The sequence below is a fragment of the Nostoc punctiforme PCC 73102 genome (assembly GCF_000020025.1).
Classification (GTDB): domain Bacteria; phylum Cyanobacteriota; class Cyanobacteriia; order Cyanobacteriales; family Nostocaceae; genus Nostoc; species Nostoc punctiforme.
Genome location: NC_010628.1, coordinates 5,782,570 through 5,805,427, shown reverse-complemented (window position 1 = coordinate 5,805,427; position 22,858 = coordinate 5,782,570). Strand labels below are relative to the sequence as shown.

19 protein-coding genes are annotated in these 22,858 nt (G+C 41.1%); 11 read left to right on the top strand and 8 right to left on the bottom strand.

Annotation, left to right across the window (positions count from 1 at the left end; all coding sequences use genetic code 11):
* Positions 1–974 precede the first annotated feature (974 nt).
* Entirely contained in the window at positions 975–1,508 is a 534-nt protein-coding gene (gene cysC / locus NPUN_RS23625; RefSeq protein ID WP_052304646.1) for an adenylyl-sulfate kinase, read from the top strand.
* Positions 1,509–1,662: 154 nt separating this feature from the next.
* Here cysC and NPUN_RS23620 read toward each other — a convergent pair whose 3' ends face one another.
* On the bottom strand, positions 1,663–3,654 hold the full coding sequence (locus NPUN_RS23620) for an ABC1 kinase family protein (RefSeq protein ID WP_012410993.1): 1,992 nt from the start codon (positions 3,652–3,654) through the stop codon (positions 1,663–1,665).
* Between the two features lie 270 nt (positions 3,655–3,924).
* On the opposite strand from NPUN_RS23620, the gene recN reads away from it, so the two are divergent.
* Both recN and NPUN_RS23610 read left to right on the top strand, forming a co-directional pair.
* Positions 3,925–5,673 carry a DNA repair protein RecN gene (gene recN, locus NPUN_RS23615; protein WP_012410992.1) on the top strand — a complete coding sequence of 583 codons (1,749 nt, stop codon included), beginning with the start codon at positions 3,925–3,927 and terminating at the stop codon, positions 5,671–5,673.
* An 884-nt stretch (positions 5,674–6,557) separates the two neighbouring features.
* Positions 6,558–7,019 carry a hypothetical protein gene (locus tag NPUN_RS23610; RefSeq protein WP_012410991.1) on the top strand — a complete coding sequence of 154 codons (462 nt, stop codon included), beginning with the start codon at positions 6,558–6,560 and terminating at the stop codon, positions 7,017–7,019.
* A gap of 207 nt (positions 7,020–7,226) precedes the next feature.
* Here NPUN_RS23610 and NPUN_RS23605 read toward each other — a convergent pair whose 3' ends face one another.
* From NPUN_RS23605 to NPUN_RS23590, 4 genes are read right to left on the bottom strand one after another with little or no spacing between them, the layout of a single operon-like run.
* Positions 7,227–8,495, bottom strand: a complete 1,269-nt coding sequence (locus NPUN_RS23605; protein ID WP_012410990.1) for an MFS transporter — start codon at positions 8,493–8,495, stop codon at positions 7,227–7,229.
* Positions 8,461–8,934, bottom strand: a complete 474-nt coding sequence (locus NPUN_RS23600) for a MarR family winged helix-turn-helix transcriptional regulator (RefSeq protein ID WP_012410989.1) — start codon at positions 8,932–8,934, stop codon at positions 8,461–8,463. The genes NPUN_RS23605 and NPUN_RS23600 overlap by 35 nt, the downstream gene beginning before the upstream one ends.
* A gap of 19 nt (positions 8,935–8,953) precedes the next feature.
* Complete coding sequence (locus tag NPUN_RS23595; protein WP_012410988.1) at positions 8,954–9,808, bottom strand: ABC transporter permease; 855 nt, start codon at positions 9,806–9,808, stop codon at positions 8,954–8,956.
* Positions 9,765–10,616 carry an ABC transporter ATP-binding protein gene (locus tag NPUN_RS23590; RefSeq protein ID WP_012410987.1) on the bottom strand — a complete coding sequence of 284 codons (852 nt, stop codon included), beginning with the start codon at positions 10,614–10,616 and terminating at the stop codon, positions 9,765–9,767. The genes NPUN_RS23595 and NPUN_RS23590 overlap by 44 nt, the downstream gene beginning before the upstream one ends.
* A 531-nt stretch (positions 10,617–11,147) precedes the next feature.
* On the opposite strand from NPUN_RS23590, the gene NPUN_RS23585 reads away from it, so the two are divergent.
* On the top strand, positions 11,148–12,257 hold the full coding sequence (locus tag NPUN_RS23585; protein WP_012410986.1) for a type I restriction endonuclease: 1,110 nt from the start codon (positions 11,148–11,150) through the stop codon (positions 12,255–12,257).
* A 15-nt stretch (positions 12,258–12,272) separates the two neighbouring features.
* Positions 12,273–12,467 carry a hypothetical protein gene (locus NPUN_RS39410; RefSeq protein ID WP_041565583.1) on the top strand — a complete coding sequence of 65 codons (195 nt, stop codon included), beginning with the start codon at positions 12,273–12,275 and terminating at the stop codon, positions 12,465–12,467.
* Between the two features lie 314 nt (positions 12,468–12,781).
* On the opposite strand, the gene NPUN_RS23575 is transcribed toward NPUN_RS39410, so the two are convergent.
* Positions 12,782–12,988 (bottom strand): hypothetical protein, encoded by a 207-nt coding sequence (locus tag NPUN_RS23575; RefSeq protein WP_041565582.1) that lies wholly within the window; start codon positions 12,986–12,988, stop codon positions 12,782–12,784.
* Positions 12,989–13,266: 278 nt separating this feature from the next.
* On the opposite strand from NPUN_RS23575, the gene NPUN_RS43575 reads away from it, so the two are divergent.
* The 3 genes from NPUN_RS43575 (at position 13,267) to NPUN_RS23565 (ending at position 14,800) form a co-directional block, all read left to right on the top strand.
* Positions 13,267–13,599, top strand: a complete 333-nt coding sequence (locus NPUN_RS43575) for a hypothetical protein (RefSeq protein ID WP_234711174.1) — start codon at positions 13,267–13,269, stop codon at positions 13,597–13,599.
* Complete coding sequence (locus NPUN_RS43570; protein WP_063721251.1) at positions 13,568–13,798, top strand: type I restriction-modification system subunit M N-terminal domain-containing protein; 231 nt, start codon at positions 13,568–13,570, stop codon at positions 13,796–13,798. Before NPUN_RS43575 ends, NPUN_RS43570 begins: the two co-directional genes overlap by 32 nt.
* A 105-nt stretch (positions 13,799–13,903) precedes the next feature.
* The gene (locus NPUN_RS23565) at positions 13,904–14,800 is read left to right on the top strand and encodes a transposase (protein WP_234710972.1); all 897 of its coding nucleotides are present in this window, start codon (positions 13,904–13,906) and stop codon (positions 14,798–14,800) included.
* An 862-nt stretch (positions 14,801–15,662) separates the two neighbouring features.
* Here NPUN_RS23565 and NPUN_RS23560 read toward each other — a convergent pair.
* Both NPUN_RS23560 and NPUN_RS23555 read right to left on the bottom strand, forming a co-directional pair.
* The gene (locus NPUN_RS23560) at positions 15,663–16,430 is read right to left on the bottom strand and encodes a DsbA family protein (protein ID WP_041566381.1); all 768 of its coding nucleotides are present in this window, start codon (positions 16,428–16,430) and stop codon (positions 15,663–15,665) included.
* A 117-nt stretch (positions 16,431–16,547) separates the two neighbouring features.
* Complete coding sequence (locus NPUN_RS23555) at positions 16,548–17,429, bottom strand: 4-hydroxybenzoate solanesyltransferase (RefSeq protein ID WP_012410983.1); 882 nt, start codon at positions 17,427–17,429, stop codon at positions 16,548–16,550.
* 301 nt (positions 17,430–17,730) lie between these two features.
* On the opposite strand from NPUN_RS23555, the gene NPUN_RS23550 reads away from it, so the two are divergent.
* The 3 genes from NPUN_RS23550 to NPUN_RS23540 all read left to right on the top strand — a co-directional run bounded on the left by NPUN_RS23550 (position 17,731) and on the right by NPUN_RS23540 (position 22,857).
* Complete coding sequence (locus NPUN_RS23550; protein ID WP_012410982.1) at positions 17,731–19,383, top strand: Ppx/GppA phosphatase family protein; 1,653 nt, start codon at positions 17,731–17,733, stop codon at positions 19,381–19,383.
* 1,136 nt (positions 19,384–20,519) lie between these two features.
* On the top strand, positions 20,520–21,581 hold the full coding sequence (locus tag NPUN_RS23545) for a DMT family transporter (RefSeq protein ID WP_012410981.1): 1,062 nt from the start codon (positions 20,520–20,522) through the stop codon (positions 21,579–21,581).
* Between the two features lie 133 nt (positions 21,582–21,714).
* Complete coding sequence (locus NPUN_RS23540; protein WP_012410980.1) at positions 21,715–22,857, top strand: peptidoglycan-binding protein; 1,143 nt, start codon at positions 21,715–21,717, stop codon at positions 22,855–22,857.
* Position 22,858: the final 1 nt, after the last annotated feature.

The following is a 22,858-nucleotide window of genomic DNA, read 5'->3' as shown; positions in this document are numbered from 1 at the left end:
GGCGGATTCTTTAGTAATTAGGAGTTACTGCACTCGATCGCACCCAGCAATTCAACTCTGGTAGAGTAAATGCTTGGAGGATTTCTTTTCGTTCCTAATTCAAAAGGATCGGACGCTCTACACCAAAAACTGCACATCATAAAGTTCTTGAGAGCCTGTCATGAGCAATCAATGGCTCTGGTCCTTAAAATTGAGCGAGAGATCGCTCACTACTAACCCATCAAAATCAGTGACATAGACCACTAGTCTTGCCATGATTGTTAATAAATAAACCTGTATCAGGAACAGCGCCTAAATAAAGGAATCGCTCACAGATAACACGTCACACTGCTATAAAGCTGTACCGAATCTGATCTTTGTAAACATTTTGAACTTAGTTTTCTATAACTTCCTAGTGGTAAGTCTTATTTTGCTGACTATTGTTATAATAAAGACTATTTCTTTAAATAAAATCTGTATATATACTGGAGATTAAACTTATTCAAAACTTTAACAATTTGAAGCCTGGAACGGCAGTTTTTTTCGTATGGACGAGAAGTGTTAGAGTTAGAAAAATGACTAAGTAAAACATCGTAGAAATCATCATCAGCCGATGTACTAGGTAGGAAGCCGGAATACGTATAAGTACAATTAATTAGCTCAAAATTACTAAAAACATAAGTATTAAAAATCACATTTAGCACTAAAGAATGCCTGAACTTTTTGCTAAAACTAAAAAAGGATTATAAATAGGTTTAGCCCTTTCAAGGTGGGTAAAATTTTTGCTTAATAACCTCCTCTTTAACCTATTAACTCTGTGTTATCTGGGTTTATAGGGTTAGATAAAGACTTTTTAACCACAGACAGAAAAAAGAGATTTTACAAGTCATTTTCAAAGAGATAATACTAATCAAAATAAAATTGTTATTTGATCATAAATTACCCAAAGAAAGCTTTTTTTGGGTGTGGCATTTGAAGTGTACTGCGGAGGTAGGATGAGACAACAAGAGCCTGGGGTGACAGTATGGTTCACTGGTTTAAGTGGTGCAGGGAAAACTACTATCTGTCAATTCGTGGAAAAGGAACTGCGGATACAGGGATACAGAGTTGAAGTTCTAGATGGTGATGCGGTACGTCAAAATCTATGCAAAGGGTTGAGTTTCAGTAAAGAGGATCGAGAAGAGAATATTCGGCGTATTGGCTTTGTGGCTCATCTTCTTGCAAGAAATAATGTAATTGTTTTGGTTTCAACCATTTCTCCTTACCGTAAGGTTCGAGAAGAAGTGCGCCAAAATATTCCAAGTTTCATTGAAGTATACGTCAATGCATCATTAGAAGTTTGTGAACAGCGAGACGTAAAAGGGTTATATAAAAAAGCCAGAATGGGGGAAATTAAGAACTTCACCGGTATTGATGATCCTTATGAAATACCACTCCGTCCTGAAGTCGAATGCAAAACTAACCAAGAAACCCTTTACCAAAGTGCAACTAAAGTTTTAGAAAAGCTGGAAGAGCTGGGTTATATATAGAACTCATATCTGATTTTTGAACAATATTTCAGATAAAAACCTGAGAAAATGGGCTTTTCAGTCTCAGTATGTTTTCAGAAATCAAATCGGAGTCCTATAGTTGCGAATGTTAATAAGTTATGAGTTAAAGAAATTTTTTAACTCATAACTCTTACTACGATGCCAATAATTGCCGAATCAATCTAGCTATAGCTTTTTGCGTGAAGCGGTTGGCAATTTGTTGACCTAAACGTTGTACATCTGAATTTACCAATAACTGAGAAATTTGAGTCGCAAGTTGCAGTGGGTCAAAGCCTCGTGTTTCTCGGAGAATACCTAATATATGTTTGATATGCTCCAAAGTTTGTTGTTGCTCAACTGTCGCTGCTGGAGCTTCATTAACAGCTGTTAATCCAACTCTTTCCCGTAAGAGGGAGGTGAAGTTATGCAAAACGTTTTTACTTAAAGCATCGAGTCCATTAACAGATTCATCTACTAGCTTATCAAGGATAAAAGCACCACGTTCAGATGACAGAAATTCTATCCCTTGATTCAGCACTAAGTTGAAGTCGTAGTCTTGACTGTTACGTGCATTACGTAACAAGTTCTCTAAGCGATTCCAGCGAAATCTGCCATCTTTAAATAGCAAATCTTGCAATGATGCTCTTAATTGCGGTGCTTGGTCTGTTAACAGGCGTTTAGAAACGTAGGGATAAGCTTCGCTGAGGACTTTAAAGTTGGGATCTATAAATATTGCAATCCCTTCGAGAGTAACAAGGGAACGAATAATCAAGGCGTAGTAGGGCGGTACGCGGAAAGGATACTCATACATCAAAGCCGATAGTTCATCGGTGATGCTTTTAATGTTAAGGTCGGCAACACTGGCTCCTTGGGCATCAGCAAAGACTCTGGCAAAAGCTGGAATAATTGGTGTTAAATCGGTTTCTGGTGATAAGAAATCTAATTTAACGTAGTCTTTTGCTAATCCTTCAAAGTCGCGGTTGACGACGTGGACGATCGCTTCAATTAAACCATAACGCTGTGGTGGCTTAATCTCGCTCATCATTCCGAAGTCGAGATAAGCCAATTTACCATCTGGTGTTGCTAATAAATTACCAGGGTGGGGATCGGCGTGGAAAAATCCATGTTCTAGCAACTGGCGCAAGGAACACTGGACACCCACTTCAATGAGATAACGAGCATCTATGCCTTGGGCACTAATTTCTTCTGTCTGGGTTAGTTTAATACCGTTAATCCATTCCATCGTCAAAACGCGACGATTGGTATATTCCCAGTAAATTTTCGGTACGTAGATGTCTTTTATATGACCGTACAACTCGAAAAATCTTTCGGCGTTTTCACCTTCGTGAATATAGTCCATCTCTTCAAAGATGCGATCGCCTAATTCATCGAGAATCCCAACTAAATCACTTCTTACCCGTTTGACTGTTTTCTGCACCCAAGCAGCGATGTTACGCAAGATATACAAGTCTATGGTGATTCGCTCTCTTAAGTCGGGGCGTTGGACTTTTACGGCAACTTCTTCACCACTTTTTAGCTTACCTTTATATACTTGTCCCAAGGAAGCCGCAGCAATTGGCTGGGCCGAGAGTTCAGCGTAAACCTCTTCTGGAGGTGCGCCTAGTTCTTCTTGGATAAACTGGTAAGCAAGTTCGTTAGGAAAAGGTGGTAATTGGTCTTGTAGCTTGGTTAATTCTTCTAGATATACGGTAGGAACGAGATCCGGTCTAGTGGACAAAGCTTGTCCAATTTTGATATAAGCAGGCCCCAGTTGAGTCAGCAATACTCGAAGCTGAGTGGCTCGGCGGCGGTCATTTTTGACGACAATTCCCCGTTTACTATCCGACCACAACCCAAAAGCAAAGGATAAAGTCGGCCCCAACACGGCGAAAATCCGCCGTAAAACTTGCAGGGGTCTGTTTTGATAATGCGCGGCTATGCTCACGGGATCGTAAAGCGTCTCAGGTTCGGCTGTTGCCCCGATCTTTTGGGCTGCTAAGAGTCTTGGCGAACGTACAACTAAGCTCGGTGTACCATTTTCTTCTGGCACTATATCTATAACGTCCAGTTCGCTTCGGCTACTTGTGCCGTTGCGACTATCCTCCTGAATCGGTCGAGAACTAGGGGGAAGTGTCTTAACAATCATGAAAAAGGCCACCAGTCAGAACGATCACATTAAGTATTGTAACAATATCTTTACGAATTGGGAATGGGGTATTGGGGATTAGAAATTAGTAGGGTTCAACTAATTTTTTCTATTACCCATTATCCATTACCCATTACTCAAAGGTTTGCTACACTTAAACGGGCATACTAGTTCATATAGTATTAGGTATTGCTAGTTGTTGGAAAATCATACTTATTGTCCTGTAAATTAGAAGTATCCGGCATCTGCCCTTATGGAGAATTTGGCTTGATGTTGCTTTGCCTGCGAATTGAAAACTTTGCCTTAATTGACCAACTGGAATTGGAATTTGGCGCGGGACTAAATGTGCTGACAGGTGAAACCGGCGCTGGAAAATCGATTATTTTGGATGCCATTGATGCTGCTTTAGGCGGTAAAGTCTCTAGTCGAGTTATTCGCACAGGGACAAGTCGAGCGATGGTAGAAGCAACTTTTACCTCAAATCCCCCCCTAGCGGCTTGGTTGACTGAACAAGAAATAGATTTGCTTGATGAAAATTCCGTAGTTATTAGCCGAGAAATCACAGCCACTGCTACTAATATCCGCAGTCGATCGCGGGTGAATGGCGTGTTGGTAAATCGGCAGATTATGGGAGGAATGCGCGATCGCTTGGTGGAAATCACAGCCCAAGGTCAAACGGTACAAGTGGGACAATCTGCCCAAGTCCGCGACTGGTTAGATTTATATGGCGGTGACTCTTTAATGCAGCAGCGTCATAAAGTCGCTACGAGTTTTAATACTTACCAACAGGCGCATTTAGCATTAGAAAAACGCCGGACATCAGAACGGGAACGGTTGCAACAACTAGATTTGCTCACTTATCAAGTGCAGGAATTGGGAGCAGCTAATCTCAATGAACCTAATGAATTGGAACAGTTGGGACAAGAACGAGAACGTCTGAATCATGTCGTCGATTTGCAACAGATGAGTTACAAGGTCTATCAAGCTTTGTATCAAAACGACAATGAGACTCCAGCCGCAGCAGATTTACTGGGAGACAGTGAAGCTACATTAAATGACATGGTGGAGTACGATACCCAACTACAACACCTGTTGGAATTGGTTAGGGACGCGCAAGCTGCGGTGATGGAAGTGGGAAGACAGATTAATGCTTATGGGGATGGTTTGGAAGCCGATCCGCAGCGATTGGAAGAGGTGGAAGAACGGATTCAAGAATTAAAGCAAATTTGCCGCAAGTATGGGCCGACACTTACAGAAGCGATCGCTTATTACCAACGTATCCAAGGGGAATTAGCGCAACTTAATGACAGCGAACAATCTATTGAAAATTTAGAACAGCAAGAAAAAGCGTGTTTTGAAAAACTCACCCAAGCAACTAATCAGTTAACTCAATTGCGGAGTAAGGCGGCTGCTAATTTAGAATCACGTTTGATCGCTGAACTCAAGCCTTTAGCGATGGAAAAGGTGAAGTTTTTGGTTGAGATAGTGCCTACCTTCCCCACTGTTATGGGAGCAGATAAAATTACCTTTACATTTAGTTCTAACCCTGGAGAACCACTGCAACCTTTAACGGAAGTTGCCTCTGGCGGAGAAATGAGCCGCTTTTTACTAGCGCTGAAAGCTTGTTTTTCTCAGGTTGATGTGGCTGGGACAATGGTTTTTGATGAAATTGATGTTGGGGTTTCGGGAAGAGTCGCCCAAGCGATCGCGGAAAAATTACACCAGCTAAGTCAACGCAATCAGGTATTGTGTGTTACCCACCAGCCTTTAGTTGCGGCAATGGCTGATCGCCATTTCCGCGTCGATAAGCAAACTATCAATCAAGGCAAAGGTAAAAAAGCTAACAATGAAAATTCCGAGCAGCGTACTGTTGTCAGAGTTACTACCTTGGATAATTTAACCACTCGCCGGGAAGAATTAGCACAGTTAGCTGGTGGTAAATCTGCAAGTGACGCGATCGCTTTTGCCGAATCTTTGTTATTGCAAGCTGCTAACCATCGTCAAAAAATTAAAAATTAAATAGGATTTACGCAAGAGTTACGGAATAACATAGACCCAGAGGCGCAGAGTACACTGAAAAACCAGAGTTTGAGAGATATTTTGCGTAAGTCCTATTAGAGGCTGTTTTAAAAGTCCTCTGATCGGTAATAAAACGTTCTAGATCCCCCTAAATCCACGCCAGTTGCTCATGGGGGAAACCCCCTTCTCTACGAGACGCTCCGCGTTCGCGTAGCGTTCCGAAGGAAAGGCGCTAGCCTCTCCCTTTGGGAGAAGACCGCACTGGCTCCCCTTAAAAAGGGGGACTTTGATTCCGATTCCCCCTTTTTTAAGGGGGGTTAGGGGGGATCAATAAGTACCTAAAATCACAGCCAACCACTTTTCAAACATCCTCTTAAAGATAAATCTACAATCCAAAGACTTTGGTGCGTTACGGACTCCCTCCTAACGCACTCTACATCTATCCAGATTTTTTCACATAATCAAATCGGATTGCTATAGAAGTAATCTGCTCCTTGAATTTTTTAAAACAGCATTGTTGTCTTTTTACTTGTGATGCCCATTTGTCAAGTCCGATTTATACCAATTTACATGATCTTACCCTGCAAATTGCATTAGTAAAAGTATCTAAAGATTTGACATAGGCATCTAAACATTTGACACAAGCATCTAAAGATTTTGCATTGTAAAAACAAGTTACTTTTTTTATGTTTATTAATATGACCAGGGCAAATCACAGTTTTTTGGGCAGTAATTTTTTCATAAAAACACTCTGTGATTTAGTCCGAAAAGCTCAAGATTAGCAATTAAAAAAACAATAAAAAAGCTACAGATAAAGCTTAATTGTGCTTTTTGACATTTATTAATGAAGCAACATTTATGTCCTAATAGGAGGATTAACTCTAATGGCATCTGATTCAAATTCTGTTTTTAATAATCTCGTTAATGATGGTGGTCAGGCTAGCAACCTCAGCGATCCTTTTGCACCTGGAGGTGCTTTTGGCATCCCAACGGCTGAGAGCTTTGATCTTGATAAGTATGGTATTCCAAAAGAAGGTAGCTTCGATCCTACTAAGTATGGTATTCCGAAAGAAGGCAGCTTCGATCCTACTAAGTATGGTATTCCAACTGAAGGTAGCTTCGATCCTACTAAGTATGGTATCCCAACTGAAGGTAGCTTCGATCCTACTAAGTATGGTATCCCAACTGAAGGCGGCTTTAATTTGGGTAGCTTTGGGATTCCAACGGCTGATAGCTTCGACCCTTCTAAGTTTGATATTCCAACTGAAGGCAGCTTCGACCCTTCTATATTTGGTATTCCAACCGGAGGCGGTATACCAAGTTTTGGTGGTGACCCAACTGCTTAGTGGCAATTGTATAACTAGAAGGGCAAATTCAAGTTATACATAATTCCAAAAGTCTGGGTTGCTCTATCTTTTAATTACGTGATGTGCAACTTTCACTAAACAAAAATCCCATCCAAGCAAGAGATAACAATTTTTGTAACTCTTGCATAGGATGAGATTTTTATTATCTATGGAAAACAAGGTGGGGACTTCCGCGACACATTAAATTTATTTATACTCTTGCAAAGCTCCTAACTTACGAATTCCTGGCCAAATCATTGCCGTAGCAATCACCACTACAATTGTGCCAATTCCACCACCCACAACGGAAATCACTGGGCCAAATAAAGCAGCAGTCAAGCCGGACTCAAAGCCCCCCAACTCATTCGAGGCACTAATAAACACGCTATTAATAGCAGCAACCCGACCACGCAAATGATCGGGTGTTCTGATTTGAACTAGTGTATGGCGAATCACAACGCTAATACTATCTAGTGCGCCACCAAGGATCAGCATCAACATAGACAGCCAAAAGGAACGAGAAAGTCCAAAGATAATTGTTACAACTCCAAAGCCAACCACTGACCACAATAAGGCTGGGCCTGCTTTGCGTAACGGTGGTAAATACGCCAGGGTGATAGCCATAGTCAAAGCACCGATGGAGTGGGCTGCTTGTAGATATCCCAACTCCACTGGTCCCACGTGTAAAATATCTTTGGCAAAAATGGGGAGAAGCGCGATCGCACCACCCAACAATACAGCAAACATATCTAATGTAATCGCTGCTAAAATTAACTGATTCTGCCAAACAAACTTAGCACCGGCTGAGAGCGCTTTGAGTGAAATTGGCTCAGTTTTACGGATGACTTTTTGCTGTTTGATCGCCAGCGTTAAAATAAAACACAGTAACGCTGCGATCGCTGCTAATAGATAAACTCCTGTAGCACTTCCTAGTAGCGCAATCCCGAATCCCCCAAAGGCTGGGCCAATAACAGCAGCCAATTGAAAGCTACTACTATTCCAAGTAGCTGCATTGGTAAAAGCACTGACAGGTATCAACTGCCACATCAGAGCATCACTGGCAGGTTTGAGGAATGCCCTAGCGACACCTGTTAATACTAAGCAGGCGTAAATTAGAAAAATTGCACCCTGAGTATAGGAAAGTACCCCTAAAGCTAGGGAGCAGAGGGCTAGCAACATTACCGAGAGTAACATGGTCACTTTGCGATCGCGGCGATCGGCAACATCTCCGGCAATTAAGGTGAGAATAATCATTGGTAGGACTTGTGCCAGTCCTACACCACCTAAAGCGATCGCTGAGTTAGTCCGCTCATAGAGTTCCCAGCCGATAGCTACAGTTTGCATTTGCGACCCCACGAACAGCACCAGCCGTCCAATGGTAAATAGCCGATAGTCTCGAAACTTAAAGGCTGCAAAGGGATCGTGTTGTGCAACCTCAAAGTTATGGGGCTTTGAGTTCTGTTTTCTCGAAGACATTTTTTAGTAGAGTTAAGCCTTCTTCAATGTTGGAAATTTGGTCTTCTGAAAGACCTTTCAACAAGTCGGTAATATGAGCGCGAGTTTGATCTTGGGATTGCTTGAGATGATGTTTTCCATCTTCAGTTAAATTGAGCAGCACCCGCCGCCGCTCTTGAGGATGAGCAATCCGTTTCACGAAGTCGCGTTGTACCAAGCGTTCTATGGTTGCTGATGCCGTGGCAGAGGTGACACCTAAATGCTCTGCCAAGTCAGATAATGAAGCCCCAGGATTGCGGTTGATAAATGCTAGCGATCGCAACTGAGGTATAGATAAAAAAGCGGCACTATGGGCACGCATATCCGCTCGGATAAACCGCATCACTAATGGAACTGTTTCCATTACTCTAGCGGCACATTCTTCGGAAGTTGCACCTTGATTAGGTTTATCCAAGGTCATGGGCTTGTTGTTCTCCTAGTTACATGGCCACCCGTGGATAAAGTTTTCCACCAAGGATGGCCAAAATTATTAATGTTAATAAGAGAATTGTACAATCCAGACCAAAGCCATAGATGCTAGTGCCGTTTAACAACATGGTGCTGCGTAAGCCGTCAACCAGATAAGTCAACGGATTTAAATGGGAAATGAACTTTAACCAACTGGGCATCAACGAGATTGGATAGATGGCATTGCTAGCAAAAAATAACGGCATGGTTAACAATTGTCCAATACCCGTCATCCTTTCTCGGCTTTTCACCAAACAGCCAATAATTAATGAAAAAATACAAAAGGAACTCGCCCCCATTATGACTAGCAGAAGTACTTGGAGAATAGCTAGGGGATGAAGATTTAGTTTGACACCTAATAAAAATGACAATCCGTAAATGAATATTACCTGAGATAAGCACCTCACCCCACATGCTAGGGCTTTGCCCAGCACCATCGCCACACGGGGTGTAGGACTAGCTAAAAATTTATGAACAATGCCTAAATCTCGCTCCCAGATTAGCGTCATTCCACCACTAAAAATTGCCACAAACAAAATACTCTGAGCCAAAATTCCAGCAGAAATGAAGTCCAAATAGGGTAAGTTGCCTGTTGGAATTGCGCGAGTCCGGGAGAAAACTTGTCCAAAGATTAGCAGCCATAAAGCTGGTTGTACAGCCCGAACGACTAAATCAGTGGGATCGTGGCGGAGTTTACGGATTTCCAATTCAGCGATCGCCAGGGTTTTCGTAACTAGCTCTTTAATTGCAGAGATCAAATTTACTCGGACAGTGGGTGGTGCTTTAACCCAACCGTTGAGCAGTACGTCTGGTTCTTGCTGTGTCACGGTAGTTGACTCCTGATGTTAGCTGGTCGCCTGTATAGTGAATAAAGACATCATCCAAAGTTGCATTTGGATTATCTAAAGAAGCTTTTAAGTCGGTTGGTGTACCTGTAGTAACGACTTCACCTTGCTGCATAATCGCCACTCGGTTACATAAGCTATCCGCTTCTTCTAAAAAGTGGGTTGTTAAAAATATAGTTGTGCCGTAATCAGCACAGAGTTGTAATACAAGCTGCCATACTTGAGTTCGAGCGATAGGATCTAGTCCGACAGTCGGCTCATCAAGAAACAAAATTTGGGGTTGATGTAGAACTGATATGCCGATTTCCAGCTTGCGGATCATCCCACCAGAGTAGTTTCGTACCAAGCGTTTCGCCGCATCTTGCAAACCCATATATTCTAGAATTTCATAGATGCGGCGATCGCGTCCTTTGGCAGGTATTCCATACAGCTTCGCGAAGATTAAGAGATTTTCGTAACCCGTGAGACTACCATCAGCAGAGAGCGCCTGGGGTACATAGCCGATAGCCCGTCTCACAGGATTGGGTTGACGAGTCACGTCATAGCCAGCTAAGGTTGCTTTCCCTGCACTGATAGGCAGCAAGGTTGTCAACATCTTAAGAACTGTACTTTTCCCTGCACCATTGGGGCCAAGCAATCCAAACACTTCGCCTTGTTCCACAGATATGCTTAGGTTATTAACTGCGGTTAACTTCCCAAAACGGCGAGTGAGTCCCTGAGTTTCCAGAATCAACGGTTTTGGTTCGCTAGGAGATTGCGATCGATTTATTTTGCCCGTCAGTATTGTCACAAGTTTGATGCACTTCTATTAATTAGTAAATCTAACTATTAGCTTCTCAATAGATTTACCAGAAGTCAATAGACTTCTGGCGGAAATTTGAATCAGAGTAAAAGGAAACTTAGTAGAGTAGCGGCAAGGTTATTGATAGGGGAAGTATCACTGAGTGCGATCGCAGTCTACCCATCCATCTTCCGCAAATCCTTTATGTCTTGTTCAAAATCCTCAACCTCTTAATGCACTTAAATTTGACGATTTGCGAGTAGATGCTGAAATACTATACGATTCATCCCTGCAATGGGTGTAAATCACTGGTGTTAGGGGAAACGCATTTAAATTCTGAAAGCCGTGTGCAATTAGGGTTTCAATTTTTAGCAACTAAATTAAATAATGGCTGAAAGCTTTGTCCAGTAAGCATTATAAAAATAAGATGCGTTGCTCCATCAGTGTTGTACTCCAATTTCTGTTATTTATTCAAGTTTTTTGTGAATTATAACTTCATAGCCTACATAGCTATAAACAAACGTCTTGGAGCATCACATCATGGATTTTGTTGATCAAGTTAAAGCTTTTGCATCTACAATCCCTACAAAATTAAGTAGTATCAAGACTGAAGAAGCTACAAAGCACTTCCTGATTATGCCTTTTATTCAGCAAATCTTGGGATATGATGCCTTTAATCCAAATGAAGTTATGCCTGAGTATGATGCAAATGTGGGAGCTGCTACAAAGTACAAACTAGACTATGCAATATTCCAAAATAGTCAGCCCGCAATTTTAATTGAATGCAAACGCTACGGTACAGATTTTAAGAATGATTATGAGTGGAGCCAGTTGTTTGCATACTTCATGGCAACTGAAGCTCGCATTGGTATACTAACAGATGGGGTAAATTACAAGTTATATGCTGACTTAGAAAAACCTAATAAAATGGATAAAACTCCATTTTTGGAATTAGACCTACTTAATTTAAATGAGTTAGCAATCCGCGAACTATATAAATTAACAAAATCAGCATTTAATATTGATGAAGCTATTACAGCCGCCTCGGAATTAAAGTATGTAGGTGGTATTAAGACTCTGCTTAAAAAGCAAGTTGAAGCACCCAGTGATGAATTTGTTAAATATTTTTTCAAAGAGTTATGCCCTGGTAATAATTTTGTAGGGCAATTAAAAAATGAGTTTACTGGATATACGCAAAGGGCTATTCAAGAATTTATTCGTGAGGAAATTGAAACCCTTTTAGATGAAGCAGCAGGACGCTCAAAAACGAAATCAGAGATTGTAAACCCCGAACCAGAAATAAAACCAGAACCGATCATCAAACAATCTGAGTTTACAGATGACGAGCGTGAAGGATATTACATACTTAAATCGATTTTACGTCAGGTATTAGATCCAGCAAGAATAACATACAGAGATACAGCTAGCTACTGTAATATTCTGCTTGATGGGAATACTTGGAAACCGATTGTTCGTTTGTATTTTAATGAATCAAAGTCTAAGAAGTTAGAAATCTTCTCGAAAGAGGTAAATGGCAATAGAATTTCGGATAAAGTTTCTATCGATAACCTCAATGAAATTTATCAGTACGCTGAGAAATTCAAGGCAATTGTAGCTGCTTATGAACAGCCTCAAGTCGTTGCTAGATAGTTTCCAACAGCTAAAATGCAGGCTAATACACAGATTATTCTCAAAGTTGTCAAAACCCATGAAGTTTGCTTGGGGCGGCGCGATGCCTTCATCGGGCTACGCCCATGCAACGGCCGCACTTATGAATCTGTCGGTTTACGCCTAGAGCAAATTATGGTGTTACATTTTGAGCCAGCATCCCCTGATTCAGTAAGGTCAATAATTATTTAATTTATATTTTTAAATATCTTCAGATTAATAAAAAACGTTTAGTTGCATATCTAATTTTAGTCCAGATTTAGCTCATGTCTATCTGTAAAAAATTGCTCATTTCCCTTTACTCAATCTCATCGCCTAGTAAAAAAAAGTGGATGCTAATGATAGCTTCCACTTTTCGCTTTCATTTCATTTATTTCATGATTTTGCAAAACATTAAAGACTACTACAACTCTCTCAAAAACTAATTTATATTGAGTGAATTATATCAGTCTTGTTTCCGTATGAATTGCAAAGCTTTAGCTCTCCTATCTTCTAGTCATAGTTTACTATTGGTCAAGCCTAAAACCTAAAACTAGGATGGGAATTTGATCCCCATTAGCAGTAGTCAAATTCCCGGTGATTCTAATATCAGGATTTCCTCGCATATCGCTATTACGTCGCCTTCTTGAAAATAATTGTCCTCCAGACAGATGTTGCTGTTGGTCTGAAGGTATCTCCACAAATAACTCTTGTTGTTTGGCTATAATTGACATAATTACCTCACTTACGTACATAGGTATTCAATACCTATATGATCCTTTATAAGGATATTTATTTGAAATTAAATTATCCAAAAGTAATAATTTTGAAACCTATATATACATTTATTTTTTCATCTAAAAGCATTAGGACACATCTAGCGCTTAGGGGAGGGCAAAGTAGAATATGGAAATAAGTTATCAAAAGCGTCCATTCACTCAAGCCAGTCGTAAATATAACAAATTATTAAAACCGGACTCACTCCACCGCATTCCAACACCTTTAAATCTTTGTGTTCATCAAACATTCATTTATAAGCACGTTCAACCATGCCATTTCCCAACAGCAAATTCTCCTCAGTAGAAGATCAACTGATGCAGGTATCTGTTGTAGCGTTCACGAAGTGACTCTGCAAAAGTATCGCTCATCGCAGCAAAGCATAATAACCTCGCTGATTGTAGTGATAGGTGCGATCGCATTAAAAATTATGGCATTGCTGAATCAAAATATGAATCATGCGATTGCCTTCTGTACTGGCAACATGAGTCACACGACACACAACACTATTATTAACTTTATCTGGAATATTGCTGATGATGCAAAGGGATGTCTATGTACGCGGTAAGTACCGAGATGTAATTTTGCCAATGCCGGTACTGCGGCGTTTGGATTGGTTACTGGAACCAAACAAGGAAAAGGTTCTTAAGCATTACAAGGTGCTGGAAGAAGGCCATTTTGGACAGAATGAAGCACAACAGGGTTTAACGCAGAGAATAACGAAGAAGCACAAGAACACTTTACCCCTCGTGATATTATTAAATTAATGGTGAATTTGATATTTTTTCCAGTTAAAAATCAGGTTAAAGGCAGTACTTGTTTAGTAGACTTGTCGGGAAATAAGAGAGAATAGACAGCAGTGGTAGGGAAGAATGATGCTGAATATTGAAGGTGCGCTGAAGCAAGACCGACTGTTGAGGGCATTAACTGGGTTGAACCGGAAAGCATTTGATGCCCTTTTGCCCACGTTTACCACGATGTACCTAGATACTCAACAGGCCAAGCCTCGTCAACGTGGCCTGGGTGGAGGACGCAAAGCCCGCTTACTTACAGCCCAAGACAAATTGTTTTTCATCCTTTTCTATTTCAAATGTTATCCGACCTTCGATGTGGCGGGACTGCTCTTTGATATGCATCGCTCCCAGGCACATGAGTGGATGCATCGATTGCAGCCAATATTAGAAGCGGCTTTGGGACAGAAGATGGCGCTGCCGGAACGCCATCTCGAAAGCATTGAAGCATTTTTGTCACGCTTTCCAGGAGTGCAACGAGTGATGATTGATGGGACAGAACGCCCAATTGCGCGACCTCAAGAAAGAGAACAACAACAACAGAATTACTCCGGTAAAAAGAAACGTCATACGCATAAACACTTGGCGGCAGTTGATGAAACCAAACGGGTCTTGATCTTAAGCAAAGCACGAGAAGGCAAACTGCATGACAAACGTTTTCATGACGAAGATGACATTGCAGGTAGTGTGCCTGATGAAATTCCGATTGAAGTAGACTCGGGCTTTCAGGGATTACAGAAGCAGTATGACAATCTCCATCTTCCTCACAAAAAGCCCAAAGGGGGCAAGTTAAGTGACCTTCAAAAAACGGAGAATCGTCAATTGAGTCAATCCCGTGTAGTTTGCGAAAATGCCTTTGCTGGTGTGAAGCGCTACAACGCCGCCAGTGTCATTTATCGTAATCGGATTGAAAACTTTGATGACCATTTGATGCTGACCGCAGCAGGATTATGGAACTTCTACTTGATGGCTGCTTAAGAGAATCCCAATTACAAGACCAGCATTGCCTCACTTATCTTTTATTTCCCGACAACTCTAGTATATGACGATGCTTGTAGTTCTGGAGGAATGTTGACAGAATCAGAAGCCTTTTTAAGGTTGAGTCAGGTGCAGCAGGTTTTCTGACTTCCCTAATCTTAAAAGAAGCTTTAAGTTACCATATCTTTAAGAACATGAGGAGTGAAGAAAATTCCTTCTCATCACTCCTCATCAGCTACTCCTTACACTTGCTTCAAGTACATCACTAAAGTGTGTTGACAGAATCAGAAGCCTTTTTAAGGTTGAGTCAGGTGCGGCAGGTTTTCTGACTTCCCTAATCTTAAAAGAAGCTTTAAGTTACCATATCTTTAAGAACATGAGGAGTGAAGAAAATTCCTTCTCATCACTCCTCATCAGCTACTCCTTACACTTGCTTCAAGTACATCACTAAAGTGTTGTATGAAACCTCTAACTAAAGATGCACATTATTGTTAAATAAAAAAGTATTTATCTAAACAGATGCTATGGAGATACAATCTTTACACAGTATATAGGAATTTGCTTTGATTTTTGTATCCCTACGGGAGCGTAGCCATATTTACTTACGTGGGTAGGCAATAGGCAATAGGAAAGAAGGCTTTTTGAGTTGTACGGAGTTTTTTCAAAAATCAAATATGAGCCTTATATTTCGATCAAGCTTATTGCTAGTTATCAGACATCATTATAAAAAAATGTAGCTAGGCACAATTAAACATACAATAAAATCCTAGTTTGTAGTGAGCGATGAATCGCTCACTACAAACTCGAATTTATTTACACTTAATTACTTAAACAGTGAGAGGTTATTTTAAAACACACCAATTTACTTAGCAGCAGTCAATATATTTTCGATATCCGCTAGCTGTGCAACTCCTGAAAAAGTTGGACTATTAATGATAAAGAACGGTGTGCCAGAAACACCCAACTTCTCTGCTAATTGGACATCTTTTGTAATTGCGGGAGTAGCAAGATTAAGATCGCGTTTAAATTTACCTAAATCTAGATTCAGTTTTTTAGCAATATCTAAATATAACGCTTGACCTAGTTGCTTTTGATTAGTAAATAGCGCATCATGATATTCCCAAAATTTGCCCTGTTGATATGCTGCCCAAGCTGCTGTCGCAGATGGTAATGCTTCAGCATGAATTGAAATTAGTGGTAAATTTTTGTAAACTAATTTTACCTTATCTGGATACTTTGCTAATAATTGTTTCAAGGTTTTATGCGCCTCAGCACAGTAGGGACATTGAAAATCGGAAAATTCTATTAGCACAGTTTTTGATTGAGTTGAACCTGTAGTGGGAGACTCACCAATTACTGTTTGAGGGTTCGTCTTGAAATCTTGTAAAAATGCTTGCTGTGCTTGCTTTAGTTTCTGTTGTTGCTGCTGTTGATAAGCTTGAACAGATTCAATAATTGCTTCTGGATGTTCGCGGATAATTTGTAATACTTGCTGTTCTAATTGCGGATCAATTCGGCTAGCAGCTTGTGCAGGAAATGACCAGGCGACAACTAAACATAGCAGACTTATTGCTGCCCAAGTACGCATATACTGAATTAATGGACTAAACGAATCAAATAATTTACTCATAGAAAAACTCATAAATATTTTTTGTCTAACTTTATAGACGCGCAGTTGCTTTGGTTTCAAAGTACGCTTCAAAGAAAAATCCCATAATCAAAGTTATTAAAATTCCCTTTTTACTGATTAAAAAGATCCAGCGATCATCCCAGCAAGCAAAATAAAACCAATCCATACGTTTTGCCGAAACATCTTACCATAAACAGAATTAGGTAAATCTCGCTGTCTTAATCGCAGAGATTGCCAAACCCATCCAATAGTAGCAACTGCAAGGCTAATCCAGAAGGCGAAGTGCAGATTTATGAGTAAACCTAACCAAGCCAATAACAAGATTGTGCCAGCAAAGAAAATTCCAATAGCTACAGGGGCATAATTCCCAAAAAATAGGGCGCTTGAATTAACACCAATGCGGCGATCGTCTTCCTTGTCGCTCATGGCATAAACTGTATCAAATCCCAATGTCCACAGTACAGTCGCGCCCCAAAGTAACCAAGTTGGTTGAGTGATGGTTTGGGTAACTGCACTCCAGCTAATCAACACTCCAAAACCCCAAGCGATGGAAAGTACCAGTTGCGGTACAGGAAACACTCGCTTTGCGCCTGGATAAAGGACAATTACGGGCACTGCTGCCACACATAACCAGAAACTTAGGGGGTTAAGGTAAAAAGCCAGGATAGCTGCACATGCTAGTGATACGATCGCAACTACAATCCCAACTTTCACAGACAAAGCGCGAGAAGCGAGGGGGCGATCGCGTGTTCTCTCCACTTCTGGATCGATATCCCGATCCCATAAATCATTGACAACACATCCCGCCGCACTTGTGGCCAGAGTACCCAATATAATTACACCAACCAGAGGTAAAGGCGGTTTCCCAGAAGCTGCTAAAAACACAGCCCAAAGAGCAGGAATCATTAAAATTAACCGTCCTTCTGGTTTATGCCAGCGTAAAAGCCGGATAATTACAAGCCAAACTGGTGGCTGGGGGCGTTCTGGCATCCTTAACATAGAAATCAACAAATAACTTTAGATAGATGAGTTCACACATCTTTACATCTATAGAATAACGTTATTTGTTATTTGTAAAAATATCACCCAAAATGGCAACTTTAAATATCTTTTAATAGTCGCTAGCCTTAGACGCATTAGGGTGAATATACTTAGCTCAGTTGCCCCTTGACAAAACTGAGTTGTGAGTGCTGAGTATTTTTTAATTTACTCAGCATTCAGTTTGAGTAAGTACGTTGCAATAAATATCAGTGCCAGCTACCCCGACATACCACCGTTTCTTATAAAGAGAGAAAACTAGATGCAAAATTTAGTTTCGGCTAGCTGGGAGAGTTCTGCAACTCAACCACCTAAGCAACATCGGATTATTGCTGCCATTGACCTGGGAACAAATTCTCTACACATGGTAGTAGTCAAAATTGACCCGACGCTACCAGCCTTTAGCATTATCGCCAGAGAAAAAGAAACTGTGAGACTTGGCGATCGCAATCTTACCACTGGAGAACTCAAACCAGAGATCGTTAAAAAGGCGATCGCTGCTTTAGGACGCTTTCAAGAAGTTGCCAAAACCATCAATGCTGAAACAATCATTGCTGTGGCGACTAGTGCCGTGCGCGAAGCCCCCAATGGTAAAGATTTTTTGCACAGAGTAGAAAAGGAATTGGGTTTAAGCGTTGACTTGATTTCTGGTCAAGAAGAAGCCCGACGAATCTACCTTGGCGTGCTTTCGGGGATGGAATTTCACAACCAACCCCATACCATTATTGATATTGGCGGTGGTTCCACAGAATTAATTTTGGGCGATAGTCACGAACCGCGCACTCTCACCAGTACCAAAGTTGGTGCAGTGCGACTCACTAGCGAGTTAATTACTACCGATCCCATCAGCAACACAGAGTTTGTGTATTTGCAATCCTATACACGCGGTATGTTAGAACGTTCCGTGGATGAGGTATTAGCAAATTTCCAGTTTGGGGAATCTCCGCGTTTGGTGGGTACATCTGGCACGATTGAAACCCTAGCGATGATTCATGCACGAGAAAAGTCAGGTGTTATTCCTTCCACTCTCAATGGCTATCAGTTTAGTCTTAAAGACTTGCGAGAGTTGGTAAATCGCTTGCGGAAACTGAGTAATTCCGAAAAGTCTGCGATTCCAGGAATGCCAGATAAGCGGTCTGAAGTTATACTGGCTGGTGCAGTAATATTGCAGGAGGCGATGATCCTTTTGGGCAGTGAATCGATCGCAATTTGTGAGCGTTCTCTGCGAGAAGGCGTAATCGTAGACTGGATGTTAACCCACGGCTTAATTGAAGATAAACTGCGTTACCAAGGTTCAGTTCGGGAAAGGAATGTTTTAAAACTCGCTAATAAATACCACGTTAACTTAGAGTATAGCGATCGCGTCGCCAAATTTGCCGAGAGTTTATTTGACCAAACTCAAGGTACGTTACATCACTGGGGATCTGACGAGCGACAACTGCTGTGGGCAGCTGCAATATTACATAATTGCGGTCATTATGTCAGTCATTCGTCTCACCACAAGCACTCTTATTATCTAATTCGCAATGGTGAATTACTTGGTTATACAGAAACCGAGATTGAAATCATAGCCAACTTAGCACGTTATCATCGCAAATCGCCGCCGAAGAAAAAACATGAAATTTACCAGAGTATGCTGACTAAAGAGCAGTGCCAAATGGTTAGTCAATTGAGTGCAATTCTAAGATTGGCGGTGGCATTAGATAGACGGCAAATTGGCGCTATATCTCAAGTACAATGTGAGTATTATCAACAACTTCGACAGGTAAACCTGCTGATTTTTCCATCTCAACCTGATGATGACTGTGCTTTAGAACTTTGGAGTTTAGATTATAAAAAAGGAGTCTTTGAGGAAGAATTTGGAGTTAAATTAGTAGCAACTTTAGAAAAATCGAACGTTGCTAAATTGTTTTAGAAATGTTTTAGAAAGTAGGGTGCGTTAAGGTAGTGTAACGCACCTATTACAAAAGAATATTTTGCAGTTAAAGAATAATTCAGAAGTCATAATCAAGATACTCTCTACGAGATGCCCCGCATAGCTTGCTTCTTTACAGGCTTTAGGCTGCACTATCCGCTTTTTTGGTTAGAATCCTGAATTCTGTTTTGAGAAAATACTTTCATAATTATTAAAGTCAAACTAATATCTAATTTTGGCATCCTACTTAAGGAGCAATTTATAAAGTGTCCTAAGAAGCATTTCAAAATTAAAATTAGTAATTAGAATATAGTTAACAATCTATTTAATAGGTTATGTTGCTATTGGATGCCTAGGCCGGGAAAACTTAGGTATCCTTCTATAATATAAAATCTCAAGAGAGCAGTTGAGACTACTTGTTTTTCTTCATTGAACCGCTCCAAGTGCAGAGAAGCAAGTCCCTTGCTCATTTGACCAAAGTTTAGGAACCGGCGCAACACAGATATAAAAAAAGAAGGAAAAATACTGAACTTTTTGAAAAATGCCTAATCTACATACATTTTGAGCATCGGAGTATGTATATTTTAATTTCTCTCAAGGCTAAATAAACCGATTGGTTTATAGTAAATAACTTCAGAGTAATATATTTAGCTGCCCTGTATTCTTTGGCTGAATTTAAAATTTCAAGCGAATTGCTGCTTTTTTGAGCCCATCAATCATTGGAACCAAAAATCAACTATAGCAATCCGATTTTATTTCTGTTCGCGCAGCGTTGTGTAGCCATAATTTTTTCCGCAGGAAGGCAACAGGCAATAGTCAATAAGCCTCTTTGAGCTATACTGAGATTTTTTTTAATAATCAAACATAAGTCCTAGTATGATTATACATACAAGCAGTGCTATCTGCTTGATTTTAAGCATTTGTGTTTGTTAACTGATAAAGCTTTTTCAAGCTATCCGTCTAATGAAAAACATATTCAACCTTCTGTAACCTGAGCTACGCCTGAGTATTCTTTCCCGAGCGGACTTTACACGATGTTGTAAAGCACCCACCAGAAGCGATCGCAAAACTACATAATTCGGTAAAATTGGGTAAAGCAATTTTTGCGCTTGTTAAACAAAGGCATCAGCAAACCCATGCAACTGAAACTCAGTGCATCTCGACTTCCCTTCGCCCCTCTCTTGTTAATTGCTCCCTTTTTTCTATGGGGGACGGCAATGGTAGCAATGAAAGGAGTCATACCCCACACCACACCGCTATTCATGGCGGGAGTGCGCCTGATACCAGCAGGGATGTTAATTTTGATTGCAGCAGCATTCATGGGTAAACCCCAGCCCAAGGGTTGGGCTGCATGGCTTTGGATTGCCTTATTCGCCCTCATAGATGGGACTTTATTTCAAGGCTTTTTGGCTGAGGGATTAGTCAGAACAACTGCGGGGTTAGGGTCTGTGATGATTGACTCGCAACCCTTGGCAGTAGCATTGCTGTCGTTGTGGCTATTCCAAGAACACATTGGTTTTTGGGGATGGCTGGGGTTAGGTTTGGGAGTCACAGGCATTAGTTTAATTGGCTTACCTGATGAGTGGATTTTACATATTCTCGACTCAGGCGCAAATATCACAATTGGCAACTGGCAAGACTTGTTTGCTAGCGGTGAGTGGTTGATGCTATTGGCAGCCTTATCAATGGCTGTGGGAACAGTGTTGATTCGGTTTGTGTGTCGGTATGCTGACCCCGTAACCGCTACGGGATGGCACATGATTTTGGGGGGATTACCATTATGGGGAATTTCGTCAGTTTTAGAATCTCAGCAGTGGGAAAATCTAGGAGGATCTGATTTAGTGGCTTTGAGTTATGCTACTGTCTTTGGCAGTGCGATCGCCTACGGGTTATTCTTCTACTTTGCCTCTAGTGGCAGTCTCACTAGTCTTAGTTCTCTTACCTTCCTTACGCCCGTCTTTGCCCTACTATTCGGCAATCTCTTTCTCTCAGAAGTCCTCAGTCCGGTGCAGTGGGTAGGTGTTTTCCTGACTTTAATTAGCATCTATCTCATTAACCAACGTGATGCCTTAGGCGCGCAAAACGACACAATTACCGTCGGTGAAATAGCTAATATACAGCCACCAGTTTTAGATTCATCTGCTAAAAAATTGAACCCTGTAAGCCTAGCAGTTAGAGAATCTGAACCAGAAATTTAACCCTAACTCGTTAAGTATAGATGAGGGCGATCAAAGACAAGACCCAATACCCAATGACAGTTAACATTTGGTCATCTAGAAGGTATTGTGGGATCGAAGACTTCAAAAGCACGTTCAGGCTGAAACTTTCAATATGAGGCTATGCCGTTCCTCAATTCTGATATTTACCTGTTTTTCTTGCGTGGGTTTTTACCCAAATCGTGCAAGTACAGCCACACCTAACCTAGCACCTGAAATTTTAGAAGTGGCACAAGCTAGTTCGACAGTTACCGCTAGTCCGGCTGTTTTGAGATATGGTAGCCGAAAATCAGATGTGCAGAGATTACAAACCCAATTAAAACAGTTGGGATACTACAATGGCGTGGTAGATGGACAGTACAACCCTAGTACAGAAATCGCTGTAGCTGAATTCCAGAAAGCAAAGGGTTTAAAAGTAGATGGACTTGCTGGTCTAGCAACTAGGAGGAGGCTGCAAGCAGCTTTAGTTGCCAAAAATCAGATTATCACCTCTCCAATAGTCACTTTTCCTAATCCAACTCCCAAACCGACTGCAAAACCTAAGCCACCTGAGAAAGGTTTCATCTGGTGGTTTATATGTTCCATCGGAGTTTTAGGAACTATTGGCGCACTTATTTACCTGATGAGGTGGTTTCGTCAGATTAAACAAATGCAAAAGTCCGAAATATCAGATACTAAAAGATTGAGTGAAGCTAACAAAAAAACGATGATACCACCCCCACCAGAGACTGTAACCGGTAAAGAAACAGCTACGCCGCCGCTATCCACACGATTACTACTACCAGAAAAAACTTCGCGGCTTGCTAAACTCAACATCGTTGACGAATTAATTCAAGACTTACGCAGTTCTGACCCAACGAAGCGACGCAAGGCTATTTGGGATTTGGGCCAGCAGGGAGATTCGCGGGCAATTCAACCAATGGTTGACCTAATGATTGATGCTGATTCTCAAGAAAGCAGTTTAATTTTGGCGGCTTTGGCAGAAATTGGTATCCGCACACTCAAACCGATGAACCGGGGTTTAGCAATTTCAATGCAAGATGAAAGTCCCCAAGTAAGGCAAAATGCGATCCGAGACTTGACGCGTATTTATGACATGATGGGTCAAATGAGTCAGATGTTGCGTCATGCATTAGATGACCCAGATGCCGAAGTGCAAGCAACAGCACGATATGCTTTAACTCAGATGAATCGAATGCGTGGCTTGCCCGAACAACAAGGTTTACCAGAAGATTCGCACAACGATGCACGAGAATAAG

Excerpts from the sequence above, each read along its gene's own strand:
- cysC (WP_052304646.1), top strand. The coding sequence starts at position 975 with ATGAGACAACAAGAGCCTGGGGTGACAGTATGGTTCACTGGTTTAAGT.
- NPUN_RS23620 (WP_012410993.1), bottom strand. The coding sequence starts at position 3,654 with ATGATTGTTAAGACACTTCCCCCTAGTTCTCGACCGATTCAGGAGGAT.
- recN (WP_012410992.1), top strand. The coding sequence starts at position 3,925 with ATGTTGCTTTGCCTGCGAATTGAAAACTTTGCCTTAATTGACCAACTG.
- NPUN_RS23610 (WP_012410991.1), top strand. The coding sequence starts at position 6,558 with ATGGCATCTGATTCAAATTCTGTTTTTAATAATCTCGTTAATGATGGT.
- NPUN_RS23605 (WP_012410990.1), bottom strand. The coding sequence starts at position 8,495 with ATGTCTTCGAGAAAACAGAACTCAAAGCCCCATAACTTTGAGGTTGCA.
- NPUN_RS23600 (WP_012410989.1), bottom strand. The coding sequence starts at position 8,934 with ATGACCTTGGATAAACCTAATCAAGGTGCAACTTCCGAAGAATGTGCC.
- NPUN_RS23585 (WP_012410986.1), top strand. The coding sequence starts at position 11,148 with ATGGATTTTGTTGATCAAGTTAAAGCTTTTGCATCTACAATCCCTACA.
- NPUN_RS39410 (WP_041565583.1), top strand. The coding sequence starts at position 12,273 with ATGCAGGCTAATACACAGATTATTCTCAAAGTTGTCAAAACCCATGAA.
- NPUN_RS23575 (WP_041565582.1), bottom strand. The coding sequence starts at position 12,988 with ATGTCAATTATAGCCAAACAACAAGAGTTATTTGTGGAGATACCTTCA.
- NPUN_RS43570 (WP_063721251.1), top strand. The coding sequence starts at position 13,568 with ATGATGCAAAGGGATGTCTATGTACGCGGTAAGTACCGAGATGTAATT.
- NPUN_RS23565 (WP_234710972.1), top strand. The coding sequence starts at position 13,904 with ATGATGCTGAATATTGAAGGTGCGCTGAAGCAAGACCGACTGTTGAGG.
- NPUN_RS23560 (WP_041566381.1), bottom strand. The coding sequence starts at position 16,430 with ATGAGTAAATTATTTGATTCGTTTAGTCCATTAATTCAGTATATGCGT.
- NPUN_RS23555 (WP_012410983.1), bottom strand. The coding sequence starts at position 17,429 with ATGTTAAGGATGCCAGAACGCCCCCAGCCACCAGTTTGGCTTGTAATT.
- NPUN_RS23550 (WP_012410982.1), top strand. The coding sequence starts at position 17,731 with ATGCAAAATTTAGTTTCGGCTAGCTGGGAGAGTTCTGCAACTCAACCA.
- NPUN_RS23545 (WP_012410981.1), top strand. The coding sequence starts at position 20,520 with ATGCAACTGAAACTCAGTGCATCTCGACTTCCCTTCGCCCCTCTCTTG.
- NPUN_RS23540 (WP_012410980.1), top strand. The coding sequence starts at position 21,715 with ATGAGGCTATGCCGTTCCTCAATTCTGATATTTACCTGTTTTTCTTGC.